The following is a 16,235-nucleotide window of genomic DNA, read 5'->3' as shown; positions in this document are numbered from 1 at the left end:
GTGATTATGCTAAGTTACAGCAAGAAAAATATCAGGTCGCTGAACGTCCACGGTCAGCTATTTTGAGTAATACAAAATTGGCCACGCTATTGGCAAAAAAAATACCTGATTGGACGTTAGCATTCGAGAATGAGTTACGATTGTTCAAGTTGTTTTAAAAAGAAAATATCACTTGAATTAATGAATTTAAATAAGGTATGTGATAGGTCTGCATGACCATGTTCTAGCAATCGTTCGTAGGTATAATGCACTGATTTATTCAATACGTCAGCTATGTCTTCTAATTTATCGCTAGTCAAACTCCAAATTTGTGTATTGAGTTGTAGGAAAATACCACCAGTTTGATCTTTACTTAAAGTAGAAGACTTGGGTGGAGCAAAAATATATTTATCTTGATGTTGAAGGGATGTGATTTGTTCAAAAATTGTTTGATCAATAGTCATCCCGGGCTCAATGACAATAATTTGAGTCTTTTGAGGGAAAATATTGTTGACGGCACAAACACCAAAGAACCATGCTAACCCGGCAATATGGCTTAACGTTGTAGATTGAAGAGGGGTGATAGAGTTCGCTAAGGCATTGATTTTATCATCACGCTGATAGGCAGCAATGAAGCTAGTACGATCTAAGAGCTTTTCTTGAAATTCTGCCAATATAGGTTGGGCAGAATACTCGACAATGCCAATTCCACAGAGAGTAGGAAGCGCTTCAATGCTTTTGATTGTTTGTAAGCATTGCTCAGTAGCATGCATAGGAACTGAAGAATCGCTAATTGCTGTTGGAATAATAAATGCCGTGTTCATATATCTAAACATAGTAAAATAGTTCGTTCATTTTACCTTAAAGATGAATGAATAAAAATACAATTGACAATCTTTAATTAGGCTCGTTAGCTTCAGACAGTTTCGTATGCAATATTTATCGTCTTCACAAATCGAACAAATAGAACAATTGACCAGGCAATGGTTGGAAAATATCGTGATTGGTTTAAATTTATGTCCTTTTGCAAAAAGTGTATATATTAAAAATCAGGTAAGAATAGTTATTTATGATGATGACCTAGAAGGATTACCTCAGTTTGTCCAAGAAGAATTATTGTATCTGTATAACACACCTGATACGATTACAGATACAACATTGATAGTATTGCCACAGTTACTCCAAGATTACCTTGCCTTTAATGACTATTTAGGGGTAATGGATTCAGTCCTTGAGTCAATGAATTTAATAGGTATTTTCCAAATAGCTGATTTTCATCCTGATTATCAATTTGCAGGAACACAAAAAGATGATTTAGGGAATTATACCAACCGTTCGCCGTATCCTATTTTGCATTTATTACGTGAAAATAGCATTGATAGGGCAGTGGCACAATTCCCTAACCCAGAAACTATCTTCGAGAAAAATATTCAACGATTACAATTAATTGGACGAGAAAAGTGGATGGAGCTGATGCAAATGGAAGGAGAAATTAGTAAAAAATATTCGCAGTTAGCTAAATATGTGTTAGAATAAACACTAAGCTGTATATCTAGTCGACTGACGGATTTCTGGACGCGGGTTCAACTCCCGCCGTCTCCACCAATAGGGTATTGGTACAGTATCTTACTGATGGGGACGTATTGGTTTCGACAGGGGTAAATAGGAAGATTGGCAGCCGGTAGGCGATGACCGTAAATCAAGCAAAACTTATAAATGCAAACGATGAAAGTTACGCATTAGCCGCCTAATAACAGGCCGCTAGGAGTGTGATTCACTTGGCAACAGAACGAATCAAGCAGCTTCGGCTGCCTTTTTTGTATCTTTTTATCTTAGAATATTGATAGTATCCCATAGTTCACATGGACTGGTTACTACTTTATCAGCATTCCATTGGCTAATTGTTTTTAAATCAGGGCCATAGCCATAACCGACAGCAATTGTTTTCATACCAGCTGCTTTGCCTGCGATAATATCTCTTTCATCATCACCTACATATATACACTCATGAGGGCTAACTTGTGCTTTTTGTGCGGCTAGTAATAATGGATCAGGATAAGGTTTGGGGCGAGCAGCTGTATCACCACAGATATTGGCAATACTACGGTGAGTTAGACCAAGATAGTCAAAAATAGGAAAAGATAAGTTTTCGGCTTTATTGGTAACAATTCCCCAGCTTATTTGCTGTAATTCTAATGTATCAAGTAATTCCGCAATTCCTTCAAATAGCACCGTTTTATCAGTCATGCAGTCAAAGTAGTCAGCTAAAAATTGCTCTTTGATACTAGGATAGTTAGCATCCTCAGTAGACAAATTCAATGCTGCTTTGAGTAATCCGGGTGATCCTTGTGAGGCATAACCACGCAAACTCTCAAAAGGTAGAGACAGCAGACCTGCACGAATCCGCTGTTTATTGGCAGCTTGTACTAAGTCTTGTGCTGTATCTGCTAAAGTGCCATCAAAATCAAAAAAAACAGTTTTTATCATTTTCTAGTAGAAAGCATATAGTTAACGCTGGTATCGTTAGATAAAAAATACACTTTGCGTAAAGGGTTATATTCTAAACCTTTGAGTTCCTGCAGATAGAGACCGCTTTGTCGAGCAGCACGCATAACTTCACTGGGCTTTAGGAAGCCTTCATAATGGTGGGTGCCTTTAGGAACCATGTTCATAATGTACTCTGCGGCTACGATGGCTAACGCATAAGATTTAGGGTTGCGATTGATGGTTGAAAAGATGACATAACCACCAGGTTTAACTAACTGATAACAAGCATGAATAATGGACGCAGGATTAGGCACATGCTCTAGCATTTCCATACATGTCACTACATCAAATTCTCCAGCATGTTGTGCAGCAAAATCTTCTGCACTAATACATTGGTAATCAACTTTAATACCACTTTCAAGACCATGAAGTTTAGCGACGGTAAGGGATTTTTGGGCAAGATCAATACCAGATACTTGAGCCCCTTTTTTGGCCATGCTTTCGGCAAGAATACCACCACCACAACCAATATCTACAATTCGTAGACCAGTTAAGTTACCACCAACTTGTTCTTCAATCCATTGTAAACGTAAAGGATTGATTTCGTGTAGAGGTTTAAATTCACTGTCGGGATCCCACCATTTAGAAGCAAGTGCACTAAATTTATCAATTTCGGCGGGATTTACATTATTTTCTTGCATAGCATTTGCTCTTTAAGTGTCATTTAATCAATACGAGGATTTTAGCATAAATCGGATAGGCATAAAAAAAGACCCCTTTGATAGGGGTCTTGAGAAACCGAAATAATCTAAAAAAGATTATTGACGTGGAGAACCTACGATTTCGATTTCTACGCGACGGTTTTTAGCGCGACCTTCACGAGTAGCATTGTCAGCTACAGGTTGAGTCTCACCACGACCAGACGCGATGATTTGATCAGCTGGAACACCTTTAGATACCAAATAGTTCTTAACAGCGGCAGCACGACGCTCAGATAAGCGTTGGTTGTATGCATCAGAACCAATTGAGTCAGTATGACCAACAGCGATTAATGATTCTAGGTTAAGTTGTTGAACTTGAGCAGCAACTTGGTCAAGAATGTTACGACCTTCTGGTTTTAAAGTAGCACGGTCAAAGTCGAAGAATGTATCGGCATTGAAAGTTACTTTGTTAGCAGTTACTTCTGGAGCAGCTGGAGCTGCTGCACCACAACCTTGTGCTGCAGTAGCTGGTGTCCAGAAGTTATTACGCCAGCAATGTTCATTTGTACCGTTCATCCAAGTTAGACCGTAAGGGTTAACCCAGTTGTCGATTGTTTGAGCTGAAGCAACGCCAGCAGATGCAGATAAAGCAACGGCGATTGCTAATGCGAATTTAGAGGGCTTGTTCATATTTCTCCTCGATGAGCTAAATAGCTAAAAAATTGACTCGCAGCGATAACGCCGCAGAATGGAAATCAGGGTTAGTATAACAATCCTTTCGGCTTGTTTCAAAACTTTTGTTCATATTCCCTGTGTTCTCTTGTTTATATTAAGTGATTTCTAGGGTTTTTGTTGAGTATTAATGCTAGTTTTTCGAATGAATTTATGAGATTGTGGTTTTTATACCATACTTGTTGTATCATAGCAACAAATGATAAATGAAATGCTAAAGTGATTTCTAGAAGTTGGTTGCTTATGAGTTGATTTTGTTCAAAGCCTAATTAAAGGATTTTAGTTAAATGTTTTTTCTTAAAAGGACAAAAAAATTGTGCATTGCAATTTTTTTGGAGATTCTCAGTAAGGGGGTTAAAGAGGCGTTAGGCTAATTTTTTGATTATCGTAGTCTACCCCCATTATGCTGATGGAACGGTGTTAAAATCGAAAGCTATGACTAATTACCATGTAAAACTCCGTTTTACCATATAGGAATTAATGATAAATGAGTAACTTGGATTCATTTGCAAAAGAAACCTTGCCTATTTCACTAGAAGAAGAAATGCGCCGTAGCTATTTAAGCTATTCCATGAGTGTTATTGTGGGGCGTGCATTGCCTGATGTCCGTGATGGTTTGAAGCCTGTACATCGTCGCGTTCTTTATGCGATGAATGAACTTAACAATAGTTGGAATAGTGCCTACAAAAAATCAGCACGTATTGTGGGTGATGTTATCGGTAAATACCATCCTCATGGTGACCAAGCTGTTTATGACACTATTGTGCGTATGGCACAAGATTTTTCTTTACGCTATATGCTTGTTGATGGCCAAGGTAACTTTGGTTCGGTAGACGGTGATGGTGCTGCAGCAATGCGTTATACCGAGATTCGTTTATCTAAAATTGCTCATCAATTGCTAGAAGATATCGAAGAAGAAACCGTTGATTTTGGACCTAACTACGACGGTAGTGAGCAAGAGCCAAAATTATTACCAACACGTTTACCTAATCTTTTAGTTAATGGTAGTTCTGGTATTGCCGTTGGGATGGCAACTAATATTCCTCCTCATAATTTAGCTGAAGTAATTGATGGGTGTTTATATTGTTTGCGGAATCCTATGTGCACGGTCGATGATTTGATTGAGCTTATTCCAGCACCAGACTTTCCTACAGGTGGCATTATTTATGGTATCCAAGGTGTAAGGGAAGGGTATCGTACTGGACGTGGCCGGGTGGTCATGAGAGCTCGTACGCATTTTGAGGATTTAGAGAAGGTTAACCGTCAAGCTATTATTATTGATGAGTTACCTTATCAAGTAAATAAAACAGCGTTGCAAGTCAAAATTGCTGAATTGGTAAGTGAAAAACGTATTGAAGGTATTGCTGATATACGTGATGAGTCTGACCAAAAAGGTATGCGTGTTGTAATTGAATTGAAACGTGGTGAAGTACCAGAGGTTGTATTAAATAATCTCTTTAAGCATACGCAATTACAAGATACCTTTGGTATGAACTTGGTGGCACTAGTTGATGGTCAGCCTAGATTATTAAACTTAAAACAATTAGTTGAGTATTTCTTAGAGCATCGCCGTGAAGTAGTGACTCGCCGAACTGTTTATCGTCTACGACAAGCGAGAAACCGTGGGCATATTCTAGAGGGTTTAGCGGTAGCTTTAGCTAATATTGATGACTTTATTGCTATTATTCGCTCGTCTGCTAATGTAGATATGGCAAGAGAGCGTTTAATGGAACGTCAATGGGATTCAGCATTGGTGAGAGGTTTACTTGAACGAGTTGATCAAGAAAATACATTAGGTGGCATGATTGCCTTTAAGCCAGAAAATTTAGGTGAAGAGTTTGGTTTACAAGTAACAAGTGGTTTATATCAACTTAGCCGTGAGCAAACAAATGCCATTTTAGCGATGAGTTTGAGTCGCTTAACAGGATTAGAGCAAGATAAAATTATCAATGAATATGAAGAGTCAATGAAAGCCATTTCTGATTTTCTAGATATTTTAGCTAATCCACAACGAGTTACTACAATTATTACAGAAGAGCTTTTACAAATTAAAGCAGAGTTTTCTGACAAAGTTAAGGATGTGCGTCGTTCTTCTATTGATTTACATGGTGGTGATTTAGATACAGAAGATTTGATTACGCCAACAGATATGGTCGTAACTATGTCTAATAGCGGCTATATTAAGAGTCAACCGTTATCTGAATACCGTGCGCAAAAACGTGGTGGCAGGGGTAAACAAGCAACAGCTATGAAAGAGGATGATTGGATTAATCAGCTCTTTATTGCTAATACTCATGACTACTTACTATGCTTCTCTAACCATGGTAGAGTATATTGGTTAAAAGTTTGGGAAGTTCCACAAGGTACACGTAACTCGCGTGGTAAACCAATTGTGAATTTATTTAACTTACAAGAAGGTGAGCGAATTACTGTTGTCTTAGCGGTTAAAGAGTTTTCTGATAATCAATATGTGTTTATGGCAACAGCACAAGGTACTGTTAAGAAAACACCACTATCAGATTTTTCTAATCCACGTAAAGCCGGTATTATTGCAGTGAATTTAGATGAGGGAGATTACCTCATCGGCGCTGAGTTGACTGACGGCAAACATGACGTAATGTTGTTCTCTGATGCAGGAAAAGCAGTTCGCTTTGATGAAAACGATGTGCGTTCGATGGGACGTACGGCTAGAGGTGTCAGAGGGATGAACCTTGAAGAGGGACAATCAGTTATTTCATTATTAGTCGCTGGTGATGAAGAACAAAGTGTCTTGACAGCAACTGAAAATGGTTTCGGTAAGCGTACATCAATTACTGAATACACGCGTCATAGCCGAGGCACAAAAGGTATGATTGCCATTCAAACATCTGAACGCAATGGTAAGGTTGTTGCTGCTGTTCTGGTTGAGCCAAGTGATGAAATTATGTTAATTACTACTGGTGGTGTATTAGTTCGTACCAAAGTCGACCAAATTCGTGAAATGGGCCGTGCCACTCAAGGTGTGACTTTAATCAGGGTTGATGAGGGCACTGTGCTTTCAGGTATTCGTCGAGTAGCTGAATCCGATGCAGATGATGAGACTGATGAAGAGGTGGAGTTGGCATCAAAAGCTGATACTAGCGACCCATCAGCAGAAGAAAATGCTAGTGATATTGATTGATAATGTGGTGTTTTTGGTGTGCAGGTTTTCACAATGAATTGTAATGTATTAAGTTTGTTTGAATTACGCTTGAAAAACTGCACATTAACATTAAAAATGAAGGTTTATTAATAATCAGAAATGGGTGAATATTTTTCACCCATTTTAAATTTAAAGAAGGAATGTCTATGACAGTATGGAATTTTTCTGCTGGTCCATCAAAATTACCTACTGAGGTATTAGAGCAAGCTGCTGCAGAAATGTTGGATTGGCATGGTAGTGGGATGTCTGTGATGGAAATGAGTCATCGCGGAGCAGAATTTACTCAAATTTGTGATGAAGCAGAGGATGACTTGAGAGCGTTATTATCTATTCCTGATGATTATGCTGTCATGTTTATGCAGGGTGGGGCAACGGCTGAAAATGCGAATTGTTCCAATGAATCTATTGTGGACAAGAGAGGCGAAAACAGCAGATTACGCGGTGATGGGCAGCTGGTCACAAAAATCATATAAAGAAGCTGTTCGATATGGCGACGTCAATATTGCTGCTTCAAGCCAAGAAGAAAAAGAAATTGATGGAAAAGTATATGGTAAATTTTGTTGGTTTCCCGATTATTCTGACTGGAAAGTGAATCCAGCATCTTCTTATCTCCATATTTGTACTAATGAGACTATTGGTGGTTTAGAGTTATTTGATTTGCCTGATATGCAAGCAATTGGTGCACCTGAGGTACCTCTTGCCTTAGATATGTCGTCTCATTTTTTATCACGTCCGTTTGATGTCACCAAGACTGGTTTAATTTATGCGGGTGCACAAAAAAATGCTGGTCCCGCAGGTGTGACGGTAACTATTGTTAAGCGTGATTTGTTAGGTAAAGCGATGCCACATTGTCCATCAGCCTTTGATTATGCTAATGTGGCGGCAGAAAGGTCTCGTTTTAATACACCACCGACATATAGTATTTATATTTGTGGGTTAGTATTTAAGTGGCTGTTAAAACAAGGTGGTTTAGCGACTATAGAAAAACGTAACCAAGAAAAAGCAGCACTATTGTATGCGGCATTGGATCAAAGTGATTTTTATCACAATAAGATTTATCCTGCAAATCGTTCGCTTATGAATGTACCATTTGTGTTATCCGATGATAATTTAAATACAGAATTTTTAGCACAAGCAAAGCAAAGAGGGCTACTTGGTCTCAAAGGGCATAAATCAGTTGGAGGCATGAGAGCTTCTATTTATAATGCTATGCCTATAGACGGCGTACGTGCGTTAGTTGAATTTTTAAAAGAATTTGAGCAATCACATGGCTAAAACTTTACAAGAAGCATTACTGCCTTTGCGTCAGCGCATTGATGCTGTAGATGAGCAATTATTAACCTTACTCAACGAAAGAGCGCAATTGGCCGTTAGTGTGGGAGAGGTGAAACAGACTTTTGGAGAAACCGAAACCATTTTAAAGCCTGAGAGAGAAGCACAAATTATTCGACGATTACAAGAAGCGAATAAGTCAAAACTTTTCCCTTCTGATGCGGTGGGTGCTGTTTGGACGGAAATTATTTCTGCTTGTAGAGGGTTAGAAAGAGGTTTGGTGGTAGCGTATCTTGGGCCAGAAGGTTCTTTTTCTGAACAAGCAGCATTGGAATATTATGGCCATGCTATTCAAAAATTACCTTGTGTGTCTTTTGATGAAGTATTTAGAGCAGTTGAAACAGGGCGTGCAAATGTTGGGATGGTACCTGTCGAGAACTCCACCGAGGGTGCTGTTAACCGTACTCAAGATTTATTATTGAGTAGTATGTTAAAAGTACATGGTGAAAGAACATTACCAATTCGTCATTGCTTATTACATAAAACGGGAGATTTATCTAAAGTTAATCGTTTATTAGGTCATCCGCAAGCCTTGGCACAGTGTCATCAATGGTTGATGGTGAATTATCCTCATCTAGAGCGTGTGCCAGCAGCAAGTAATTCGGAAGCAGCTAAAATTGCTGCTGAAGATGAATCGTGCTTGGCAATTGCGGGGATGCAAGCTGCTCGTATTTATGGTTTAACTGTTGTCACAGAAGGCATTCAAGATGATGCCAATAACAAAACGCGCTTTTTAGCTATTGGTAAGATTGAGGCGTTACCAAGTGGTAAAGACCAGACAAGTTTAATCTTTGCTGTACCTAACCGCGCAGGTGCTGTCTACGATATGATTTCGCCATTTGCTAAACATGGTGTTTCTATGACTCGTTTTGAGTCTAGACCCGCACGTACAGGGCAATGGGAATATTATTTCTATGTGGATGTTTTAGGCCATCAAAATGATGAGTCAGTTTCGTTAGCGCTTAATGAATTAAAAGAACAATCAGCTTTCTTTAAAATTTTAGGCTCATACCCTATGCAGTAAGCGAGTAGACTAGTGAGAGATGAAAAAAATTAAAACTCTAGGTATTATTGGCGTTGGTTTAATTGGTGGATCTTTTGCATTAGCATTGAAACGCCAAGGACTCGTAGAGAAAGTACTTGGTGCAGGAAAAGATGATAATAGTCTGGGTCTAGCTAAGGCGTTGGGTATTATTGATGAAGTCGTCACAATTGCTGAGATGGCTACGCTTGCTGATGTGATAGTGATAGCAGCGCCTGTTAATGCATTTGTAGGGAATCGCTAATGTATTAGCCCCCTTATTGCCTGCCAATACGATAGTTAGTGATGTAGGGAGTACCAAGGCCAAAATTATTGAAATTGCACGCAAGGTTTTTGACAATAAAATTCATCAATTTATACCGGCACATCCTATTGCAGGTTCTCATGCATCGGGACCAACAGCGGCGATTTCTGATTTATTTCAGGATAAAAACGTCATTATTACACCGTTACCAGAGAATTCATCTGAATCGGTAGCATTAATTCAATCTTTATGGGAAAGTTGTGGGGCAACGGTACAGTTATTAAAACAAGCTAAAGACCATGATGATATCTATGCGGCAGTTAGCCATTTTCCCCATTTCTTAGCGGCTTGTTATATGTCATTTATGGAGTCAGATCCTATTCGTAAACAAGCATTGAATATGGGTGGTACTGGTTTTAGAGATTTTACTCGCATTGCGGCAGGTTCTCCGGAAATGTGGCGTGATATTTTTTTAAGTAATCAAGAAGCCATGCTTTCGCAGATGCGAGATTTTGAAAAAGAATTTAATTATTTTAAGCAGTTATTAGAAAATAAAGATGCTGAACAGCTCTATCAATGGCTTTCTGTCGCCGCAAAGGCAAGACAAAATTGGAAAGTCATAAAGAATTAAAGAAGGCGTGAATGAAGGGAGAGGGAAAATGGCTGATGATTATCTAGATTTGAATCAAGTGAATCAGGCAAAAGGAGAGGTGACGTTGCCTGGTTCTAAAAGCATTTCAAATAGAGTATTGCTCTTAGCGGCTTTAGCTGAAGGTAAGACACGTCTGACAGGTGTACTTAAGTCAGATGATACAGATGTAATGCTTGCTGCATTAAAAACGTTAGGAGTTCGTATTGTTCAACTTAATCATGACGAGTATGAAGTTGAGGGGATTAATGCATTTGATCATTCACAATTTCCTCAAACAAAAGCAGATATTTTCTTAGGAAATGCAGGTACGGCTTTTAGACCGCTTACGGCAGCATTGGCAGTGATGGGGGGCGATTATTATTTACATGGTGTTCCTAGAATGCACGAACGTCCTATTAAAGATTTAGTGGAGACGCTTCAAAGCATTGGTTGCAATATTGAATATAAGCTTAATGATGGCTATCCACCCTTACAAATTAATACTTCAAATTTAAACGTTTCTGCTCCAATTGAGATAGAAGGTTCAGTGTCGAGCCAATTCTTAACAGCATTATTATTAGTCTCACCATTAATAACTCGTAAAACCCAACAAGATATCCAAATTAAGGTTAAAGGAGAGTTGATCTCTAAACCTTATATTGCGATTACTTTAAATCTGATGGAGCGTTTTGGCGTAAAAGTTGAAAACAATAATTGGAGTCATTTTATTGTTGCAAAGGATGCTAAATATCAGGCTATTTCCCATCTTGCTGTAGAGGGTGATGCGTCATCAGCATCCTATTTTATGGCATTGGGACTTGTTGGTGGTGGACCTATTCGTATTAATGGTGTAGGTAAATCTAGTATACAAGGCGATATCAAATTTGCTGATGTATTAGTGCATATGGGGGCTGATATTCAACTACAAGATAACAGTATAGAAGTTCGTGGACATAAAGGGCTGTTAAAGGCCTTTGATATGGATTTTAATTTAATCCCAGATGCCGCAATGACAGCGGCAGTGCTTGCATTATATGCTGATGGTCCATGTACTTTACGGAATATTGCTAGTTGGCGAGTCAAAGAAACTGATCGTATTGAGGCAATGCATAAAGAGTTAGAAAAACTAGGCGCAATCGTATCGTCAGGTTCTGATTGGCTACGTATTGAACCACCAAAACACTGGCGCACAGCGAGTATAGATACATATGATGATCATCGTATGGCAATGTGTTTTTCACTGGCGGTATTTGGTCCTGTTGGTGTGCGTATTATGGATCCAAACTGTGTGGCAAAAACATTCCCAACGTATTTTGACGTTTATAAAGGGTTGGTAGCATGAATTTAATTACTATTGATGGCCCAAGTGCTTCTGGTAAAGGCACAATAAGTGCATTAGTGGCAAAAAAACTAGGATGGGCAATTTTAGATTCTGGTGCCTTATATCGTATTAGTGCCTATGCTGTACAGACAAAAGGTATTAATCCAGAAGATGAGGGAGCAGTGGCAGCAGTAGTATCCGATTTGGATATTCAGTTTAAAACGAGTGAAGTTTTTGTAGACGGTGTTGAAGTCAGTGATATTTTGCGCCTAGAGTCTACAGGCAAAATGGCATCAAAAATCGCAACCTATCCAACCTTACGCCAAGCATTATTAGATCGACAACGTAACTTTATCCATGGCGTCGCTGGATTGGTCGCTGACGGTCGCGATATGGGTACGGTGGTATTTCCTCAAGCACCCTTGAAAATTTTCCTTGTGGCTGATGTCAATGAACGCGCCAACCGCCGTTATAAACAATTGGTGGATAAAGGTATTGAAGCGAACTTTGATGAAATTTTGGTAGACCTCAAACGTCGTGATGAACAAGACATGAATAGAGCAGTAGCCCCACTAAAACCAGCAGAGGATGCTGTGGTGATTGATTCTAGTTATATGGGTATCCAGGAAGTAGTGGAGGCGATTTTGGGAGCGTGGGCTGATTGTATTAAATAGTTTATCGAGAGAATCTTGTGTATGAACAAAAATTATGATGATAGTGATTTAAGAGATATTATTCGTCACTCTCAACAGTCTTTTGAATTAAGAGTTTTTTGAATGTTCTGCAAGAGGTCTGTTGCGATGATACAGAGCTCGCTGAGTTAACTCAACGATTCAATTCAGCGAGCAATAAAGGCAGTTTAGGTACACTTCTCGAAGAGTTTTTTTACGGTTATAAGCCGAATAGCAAAAAAGAAGCCGATTTTGATAAAGTCGGTGTAGAGTTGAAAGTTACGCCATTTGAGAAGCACCAGAAGAAAGAAGAATACAAGGCTGGAGAACGCTTAGTCATATCGATGATACCTAATGACGAGGAGGTACCGTTAGAGTTCGAGCAGTCTTCATTGACTAAGAAAATTAGTAAAATGCTGATGATCTGGTATCAGCGCAGTAGAGAGTTAGCTCGCTTAGAATATCAAATTAAAAAATTGTAACTATTACAATCTCCATGATGAGATGCTAAAAAATGACTTAGCTATCATCAAAGAGGACTTTAAGATTATCGCTCAAAAAATTAGAGCTGGTCTAGCACATGAGTTATCAGAGGGGGATACACGTTATTTAGGCGCTTGTACGAAAGGAGCAACAGCAGAAAAAAGTCTACAGCCTCAGTTTTATAATCCCCATCAATTGGCTAAGCGGAGAGCCTATTCGTTGAAACAGTCATATATGACTTTTGTTTTAAACAATTATGTGTTTAAACAATCGGATGAATACGAATCTATTTTTAAACCCAATGAATTAGTCACAAGCAGTTTTGATGATGAAATTGAGAAAAAGCTCTCTTTCTATTATGGCATGGATGAGCAAAGTCTTTATCAACGATTTGATTTGCTAAGTTCGAGTGCTAAACAGAAAAATAAAATGCTTGTAAATCGGATGTTGGGTATTAATACCGATGCGGCAGAGTTTCGTAAAGCGAATATTATTGTCAAAACAATTCGTGTTCAGAAAAATGGTTTGCCTAAAGAGAGTATGTCTTTTGCCAATGTTCCTATAGTAGATTTCATGAGCAATGAATTTGATGATTCTCAGATTTACCAGTTCTTTGAAGAAGCACGATTTTTATTTGTAATTTTTAATGAAAATGATGAGGGTAAATATATTTTACGTAAATCGATGTTCTGGAATATGCCTTTGACTGATTTAGAAAATATCGTCAAAAAAGAATGGCAACGTTACAAAACTATTCTTCTTGAAGGAGTTAAATTTACGTTTACTCCACGTAAAATTATTAATAATCTGCCTAACAAAAAAGATACAAGGGTTTTTCATCTTCGCCCTCGCGCGAGAAATGCAGCATATATTATAGATGGTGTGAAGTATGGTAGAGGAGAGGAACGAGATATGGATACTTTACCGAATGGTGATAAAATGACGGCTCAGTGTTTTTGGCTTAATAATGATTACATTGCTAGTGTCATTCGTTAGTATCTATTCAAAAGGAAAATTCGCTATATGAAATTAACGGTTGCTGAGTTGTTTGCCGGTGTAGGCGGGTTCCGTGTTGGACTAAATCACATCACAGAGATAGGTGTGGATGGACGTGCTGTAGAAAATAATGATTGGGATTTCGTGTGGGCAAATCAATTTGAGCCCTCAACGAAAACTCAGCATGCCTTTGATTGTTATGTAAAACGATTTGGAACAGATAATCATTCTAATGAAGATATTCATGTCGTTGATAAATCAATAATCTCTCAACATTCATTGCTTGTCGGTGGTTTCCCATGTCAGGATTATTCTGTTGCTCGTTCATTGAATAATGAAAAAGGAATCGAGGGTAAAAAAGGCGTACTTTTTTGGGATATTAAAGATGTTATTCAAGCAAAAAAAACAACCATTTATTTTATTAGAGAATGTAGATAGATTATTAAAATCACCTTCTTCTCGTCGTGGCCGTGACTTTGCTATTATGCTAAAGACGTTAGATGATTTAGGTTATTTTGTTCATTGGCGAGTCATAAATGCTGGTGATTATGGTATGCCCCAGAAGCGTCGTCGAGTGTTTATTTTTGCATTTCATAAAACGCTGAAATTTGCACAAAAGTTTCTGACAAAAGATGTGAATTTGATTGAGGATAACTTTTTTAATTCAGTATTTCCAATAGAAAGAATAGATAAACAAGAACTATGCTCTCTAGTAAATTATACAGATGTACTTGCTGTTTCCAATTCGTATGCTGAGGGTAAGTTTGAAGATATGGGGGTAATGCATAATGGAATAATTTGGCACGCAAAACCAGATATTAAAGATGAGGTAGTTTATCCATTATCACAAATTATTCAGCAAGCGGTTAAATACCATAGAGATTCTCTATCAGCATATGTTGTAGCAAATGAAAAGTTAGATAAATGGAAATATTTGAAAGGTGCTAAACGTATTGAACGCAAGGCAAGCAATGGTCATCAATATATTTATAGTGAAGGTGCAATGGCTTTTCCTGAAAAAATGGAAGAGCCAGCACGGACAATGCTGACAAGTGAGGGAACTTTAAATCGTTCTTCACATATTATTTTTGATGAACAACTTCAGCAATATCGTATTTTGACGCCGGTTGAGTGTGAATTAATACAAATGTTTCCTCCTCATTGGACGGATACAATGCCTAATCGAAATCGTTACTTTATGATGGGTAATGCATTGGTGACAGGAATTATTAGACGATTAGAACCAAAGCTGAGAGAAATTATTTTGGCAGAATAAGTTATAAGGTATGGCGTATATTACAAATATCACCTCTCGATTTTTCCAGAAAATGATCATATACTAAGTACAAGATTAATTTTCCTAAGGATAATGATGACAAGGTTTATGGTTGAGGTTACGGAAGAGTTAGTACGTATCGTATCAATAGAAGCAGAGGATGAATACGAAGCATTGACAAAAGTACGCCAGTTATATCGTGAAGAAGAAATTGTGCTGGATTGGAGTGATTTTCTAGATGCAGAGTTTAATATTTTGTCTGATGACTAGAATAGGTTAGCTCTCTACTAAGAATACACCCCGTTTTGCTAGTTACCTATTTTGAAAATAGTTTTTTATATTTTTCACTCCACTAAATAAGAAAAATATAAAAATTCACTGCCGTTTAATATTTTCCTCATGAAAGTATTTTTTTATCTCTCCCCTAACCACTTGAATTGTCAAGTTTTTTTATATAAAATCAATAGTTCCCTCTAAAAGAGGGATTGGTCTTTCATTGTCTAAACGTAATAGATGATGGGAGTATTGTTTAACTCCACTGATAATTGCACTTATCGTTTTTGATATTATGCAATGGTTGGTGTGTTTTTACAGCATATGCTGTTGGATATTTTTAATGTCAACTATCAATTTACAAGACGCCTTAGGTGGCGAAAGCTTTGCAGACTTATTTTCTGAAAGTGTTAAAAATCAAGATATGAAATCAGGTGAGGTGATTTCAGCCGAAGTTGTACGTGTTGAGCACAATTTCGTTGTTGTAAACGCTGGTTTAAAATCAGAGTCTTACATTCCTCGTGAAGAATTCTTAAACGATCAAGGCGAAATCGAAGTTCAAGCTGGTGACTTCGTATCAGTAGCCATTGATTCTTTAGAAAACGGTTATGGCGACACAATTCTATCTCGTGATCGTGCAAAACGTTTATCTGCTTGGTTATCATTAGAAAAAGCGCTTGAGTCAGGCGAAATGATTACAGGTACTATTACTGGTAAAGTAAAAGGTGGTTTAACTGTTATGACTAACGGTATCCGTGCTTTCTTACCAGGTTCTTTGGTTGACGTACGTCCAGTAAAAGACACAACACCATACGAAGGTAAAACAATGGAATTTAAAGTTATTAAGCTTGAATCGATAAGCTAGTAATTAACTGTTGTTTATACT

Annotated in this window: 14 protein-coding genes, 1 other RNA gene and 3 pseudogenes; 14 read left to right on the top strand and 4 right to left on the bottom strand. The window is 38.0% G+C overall.

Features of this window, described 5'->3' with window-relative positions:
* Positions 1 to 134: 134 nt before the first annotated feature.
* A complete protein-coding gene (locus V757_RS26640) occupies positions 135 to 803 on the bottom strand; it encodes a hypothetical protein (RefSeq protein WP_023953235.1) in 669 nt (222 codons plus the stop codon).
* A gap of 106 nt (positions 804 to 909) precedes the next feature.
* Between V757_RS26640 and V757_RS26635 the strand changes: the two genes are divergently transcribed.
* Positions 910 to 1,515, top strand: coding sequence for a DUF1415 domain-containing protein (locus V757_RS26635; RefSeq protein WP_023953233.1), 606 nt, complete (start codon positions 910 to 912; stop codon positions 1,513 to 1,515).
* Positions 1,472 to 1,797: a transfer-messenger RNA gene (gene ssrA, locus V757_RS28210) on the top strand. The genes V757_RS26635 and ssrA overlap by 44 nt, the downstream gene beginning before the upstream one ends.
* A gap of 9 nt (positions 1,798 to 1,806) precedes the next feature.
* Here ssrA and V757_RS26630 read toward each other — a convergent pair.
* The 3 genes from V757_RS26630 to ompA form a co-directional block, all read right to left on the bottom strand.
* Entirely contained in the window at positions 1,807 to 2,466 is a 660-nt protein-coding gene (locus V757_RS26630; protein ID WP_023953231.1) for an HAD family hydrolase, read from the bottom strand.
* Entirely contained in the window at positions 2,463 to 3,167 is a 705-nt protein-coding gene (gene ubiG / locus V757_RS26625; protein WP_023953229.1) for a bifunctional 2-polyprenyl-6-hydroxyphenol methylase/3-demethylubiquinol 3-O-methyltransferase UbiG, read from the bottom strand. Before ubiG ends, V757_RS26630 begins: the two co-directional genes overlap by 4 nt.
* 117 nt (positions 3,168 to 3,284) lie before the next feature.
* Positions 3,285 to 3,857, bottom strand: a complete 573-nt coding sequence (gene ompA, locus V757_RS26620; protein WP_023953227.1) for an outer membrane protein OmpA — start codon at positions 3,855 to 3,857, stop codon at positions 3,285 to 3,287.
* A gap of 538 nt (positions 3,858 to 4,395) precedes the next feature.
* Here ompA and gyrA point away from each other — a divergent pair.
* From gyrA to V757_RS26575, 12 genes and pseudogenes are all read left to right on the top strand, one after another.
* Positions 4,396 to 7,059: a DNA gyrase subunit A gene (gyrA, locus tag V757_RS26615; RefSeq protein ID WP_031274891.1), complete on the top strand. Its 2,664-nt coding sequence runs from the start codon at positions 4,396 to 4,398 to the stop codon at positions 7,057 to 7,059.
* A 167-nt stretch (positions 7,060 to 7,226) separates the two neighbouring features.
* Positions 7,227 to 8,355: pseudogene (serC, locus tag V757_RS26610) on the top strand (3-phosphoserine/phosphohydroxythreonine transaminase).
* Entirely contained in the window at positions 8,348 to 9,436 is a 1,089-nt protein-coding gene (pheA, locus tag V757_RS26605; protein ID WP_023953223.1) for a prephenate dehydratase, read from the top strand. Before serC ends, pheA begins: the two are co-directional and overlap by 8 nt.
* A gap of 19 nt (positions 9,437 to 9,455) precedes the next feature.
* Positions 9,456 to 9,698, top strand: coding sequence for a prephenate dehydrogenase/arogenate dehydrogenase family protein (locus V757_RS29715; protein ID WP_052019452.1), 243 nt, complete (start codon positions 9,456 to 9,458; stop codon positions 9,696 to 9,698).
* Between the two features lie 16 nt (positions 9,699 to 9,714).
* Positions 9,715 to 10,329: a prephenate dehydrogenase gene (locus tag V757_RS26600; RefSeq protein ID WP_052019450.1), complete on the top strand. Its 615-nt coding sequence runs from the start codon at positions 9,715 to 9,717 to the stop codon at positions 10,327 to 10,329.
* Positions 10,330 to 10,357: 28 nt separating this feature from the next.
* Positions 10,358 to 11,671: a 3-phosphoshikimate 1-carboxyvinyltransferase gene (gene aroA / locus V757_RS26595; RefSeq protein ID WP_023953221.1), complete on the top strand. Its 1,314-nt coding sequence runs from the start codon at positions 10,358 to 10,360 to the stop codon at positions 11,669 to 11,671.
* Positions 11,668 to 12,324: a (d)CMP kinase gene (cmk, locus tag V757_RS26590; protein ID WP_023953219.1), complete on the top strand. Its 657-nt coding sequence runs from the start codon at positions 11,668 to 11,670 to the stop codon at positions 12,322 to 12,324. The genes aroA and cmk overlap by 4 nt, the downstream gene beginning before the upstream one ends.
* 98 nt (positions 12,325 to 12,422) lie before the next feature.
* Positions 12,423 to 12,803 carry a MutH/Sau3AI family endonuclease gene (locus tag V757_RS28990; protein WP_218184521.1) on the top strand — a complete coding sequence of 127 codons (381 nt, stop codon included), beginning with the start codon at positions 12,423 to 12,425 and terminating at the stop codon, positions 12,801 to 12,803.
* Between the two features lie 22 nt (positions 12,804 to 12,825).
* On the top strand, positions 12,826 to 13,800 hold the full coding sequence (locus V757_RS26585) for a Sau3AI family type II restriction endonuclease (RefSeq protein ID WP_218184520.1): 975 nt from the start codon (positions 12,826 to 12,828) through the stop codon (positions 13,798 to 13,800).
* 27 nt (positions 13,801 to 13,827) lie between these two features.
* Positions 13,828 to 15,076: pseudogene (gene dcm / locus V757_RS26580) on the top strand (DNA (cytosine-5-)-methyltransferase).
* Positions 15,077 to 15,169: 93 nt separating this feature from the next.
* Positions 15,170 to 15,346 (top strand): DpnD/PcfM family protein, encoded by a 177-nt coding sequence (locus V757_RS28205; RefSeq protein WP_218184517.1) that lies wholly within the window; start codon positions 15,170 to 15,172, stop codon positions 15,344 to 15,346.
* Between the two features lie 346 nt (positions 15,347 to 15,692).
* A pseudogene (locus V757_RS26575) lies at positions 15,693 to 16,202 on the top strand (S1 RNA-binding domain-containing protein); the annotation flags it as partial.
* Between the last annotated feature and the right edge of the window lie 33 nt (positions 16,203 to 16,235).

The sequence above is a fragment of the Pelistega indica genome (assembly GCF_000506865.1).
Taxonomy (GTDB): Bacteria; Pseudomonadota; Gammaproteobacteria; order Burkholderiales; family Burkholderiaceae_B; genus Taylorella; species Taylorella indica.
Note: the sequence above shows the minus strand (reverse complement) of the source record. Positions and strands in the feature narration are given on the sequence as shown.

Coding starts and splice junctions, on each gene's coding strand:
- V757_RS26640 (WP_023953235.1), bottom strand. CDS start 803: ATGAACACGGCATTTATTATTCCAACAGCAATTAGCGATTCTTCAGTT.
- V757_RS26635 (WP_023953233.1), top strand. CDS start 910: ATGCAATATTTATCGTCTTCACAAATCGAACAAATAGAACAATTGACC.
- V757_RS26630 (WP_023953231.1), bottom strand. CDS start 2,466: ATGATAAAAACTGTTTTTTTTGATTTTGATGGCACTTTAGCAGATACA.
- ubiG (WP_023953229.1), bottom strand. CDS start 3,167: ATGCAAGAAAATAATGTAAATCCCGCCGAAATTGATAAATTTAGTGCA.
- ompA (WP_023953227.1), bottom strand. CDS start 3,857: ATGAACAAGCCCTCTAAATTCGCATTAGCAATCGCCGTTGCTTTATCT.
- pheA (WP_023953223.1), top strand. CDS start 8,348: ATGGCTAAAACTTTACAAGAAGCATTACTGCCTTTGCGTCAGCGCATT.
- V757_RS29715 (WP_052019452.1), top strand. CDS start 9,456: ATGAAAAAAATTAAAACTCTAGGTATTATTGGCGTTGGTTTAATTGGT.
- aroA (WP_023953221.1), top strand. CDS start 10,358: ATGGCTGATGATTATCTAGATTTGAATCAAGTGAATCAGGCAAAAGGA.
- cmk (WP_023953219.1), top strand. CDS start 11,668: ATGAATTTAATTACTATTGATGGCCCAAGTGCTTCTGGTAAAGGCACA.
- V757_RS26585 (WP_218184520.1), top strand. CDS start 12,826: ATGCTAAAAAATGACTTAGCTATCATCAAAGAGGACTTTAAGATTATC.
- V757_RS28205 (WP_218184517.1), top strand. CDS start 15,170: ATGATGACAAGGTTTATGGTTGAGGTTACGGAAGAGTTAGTACGTATC.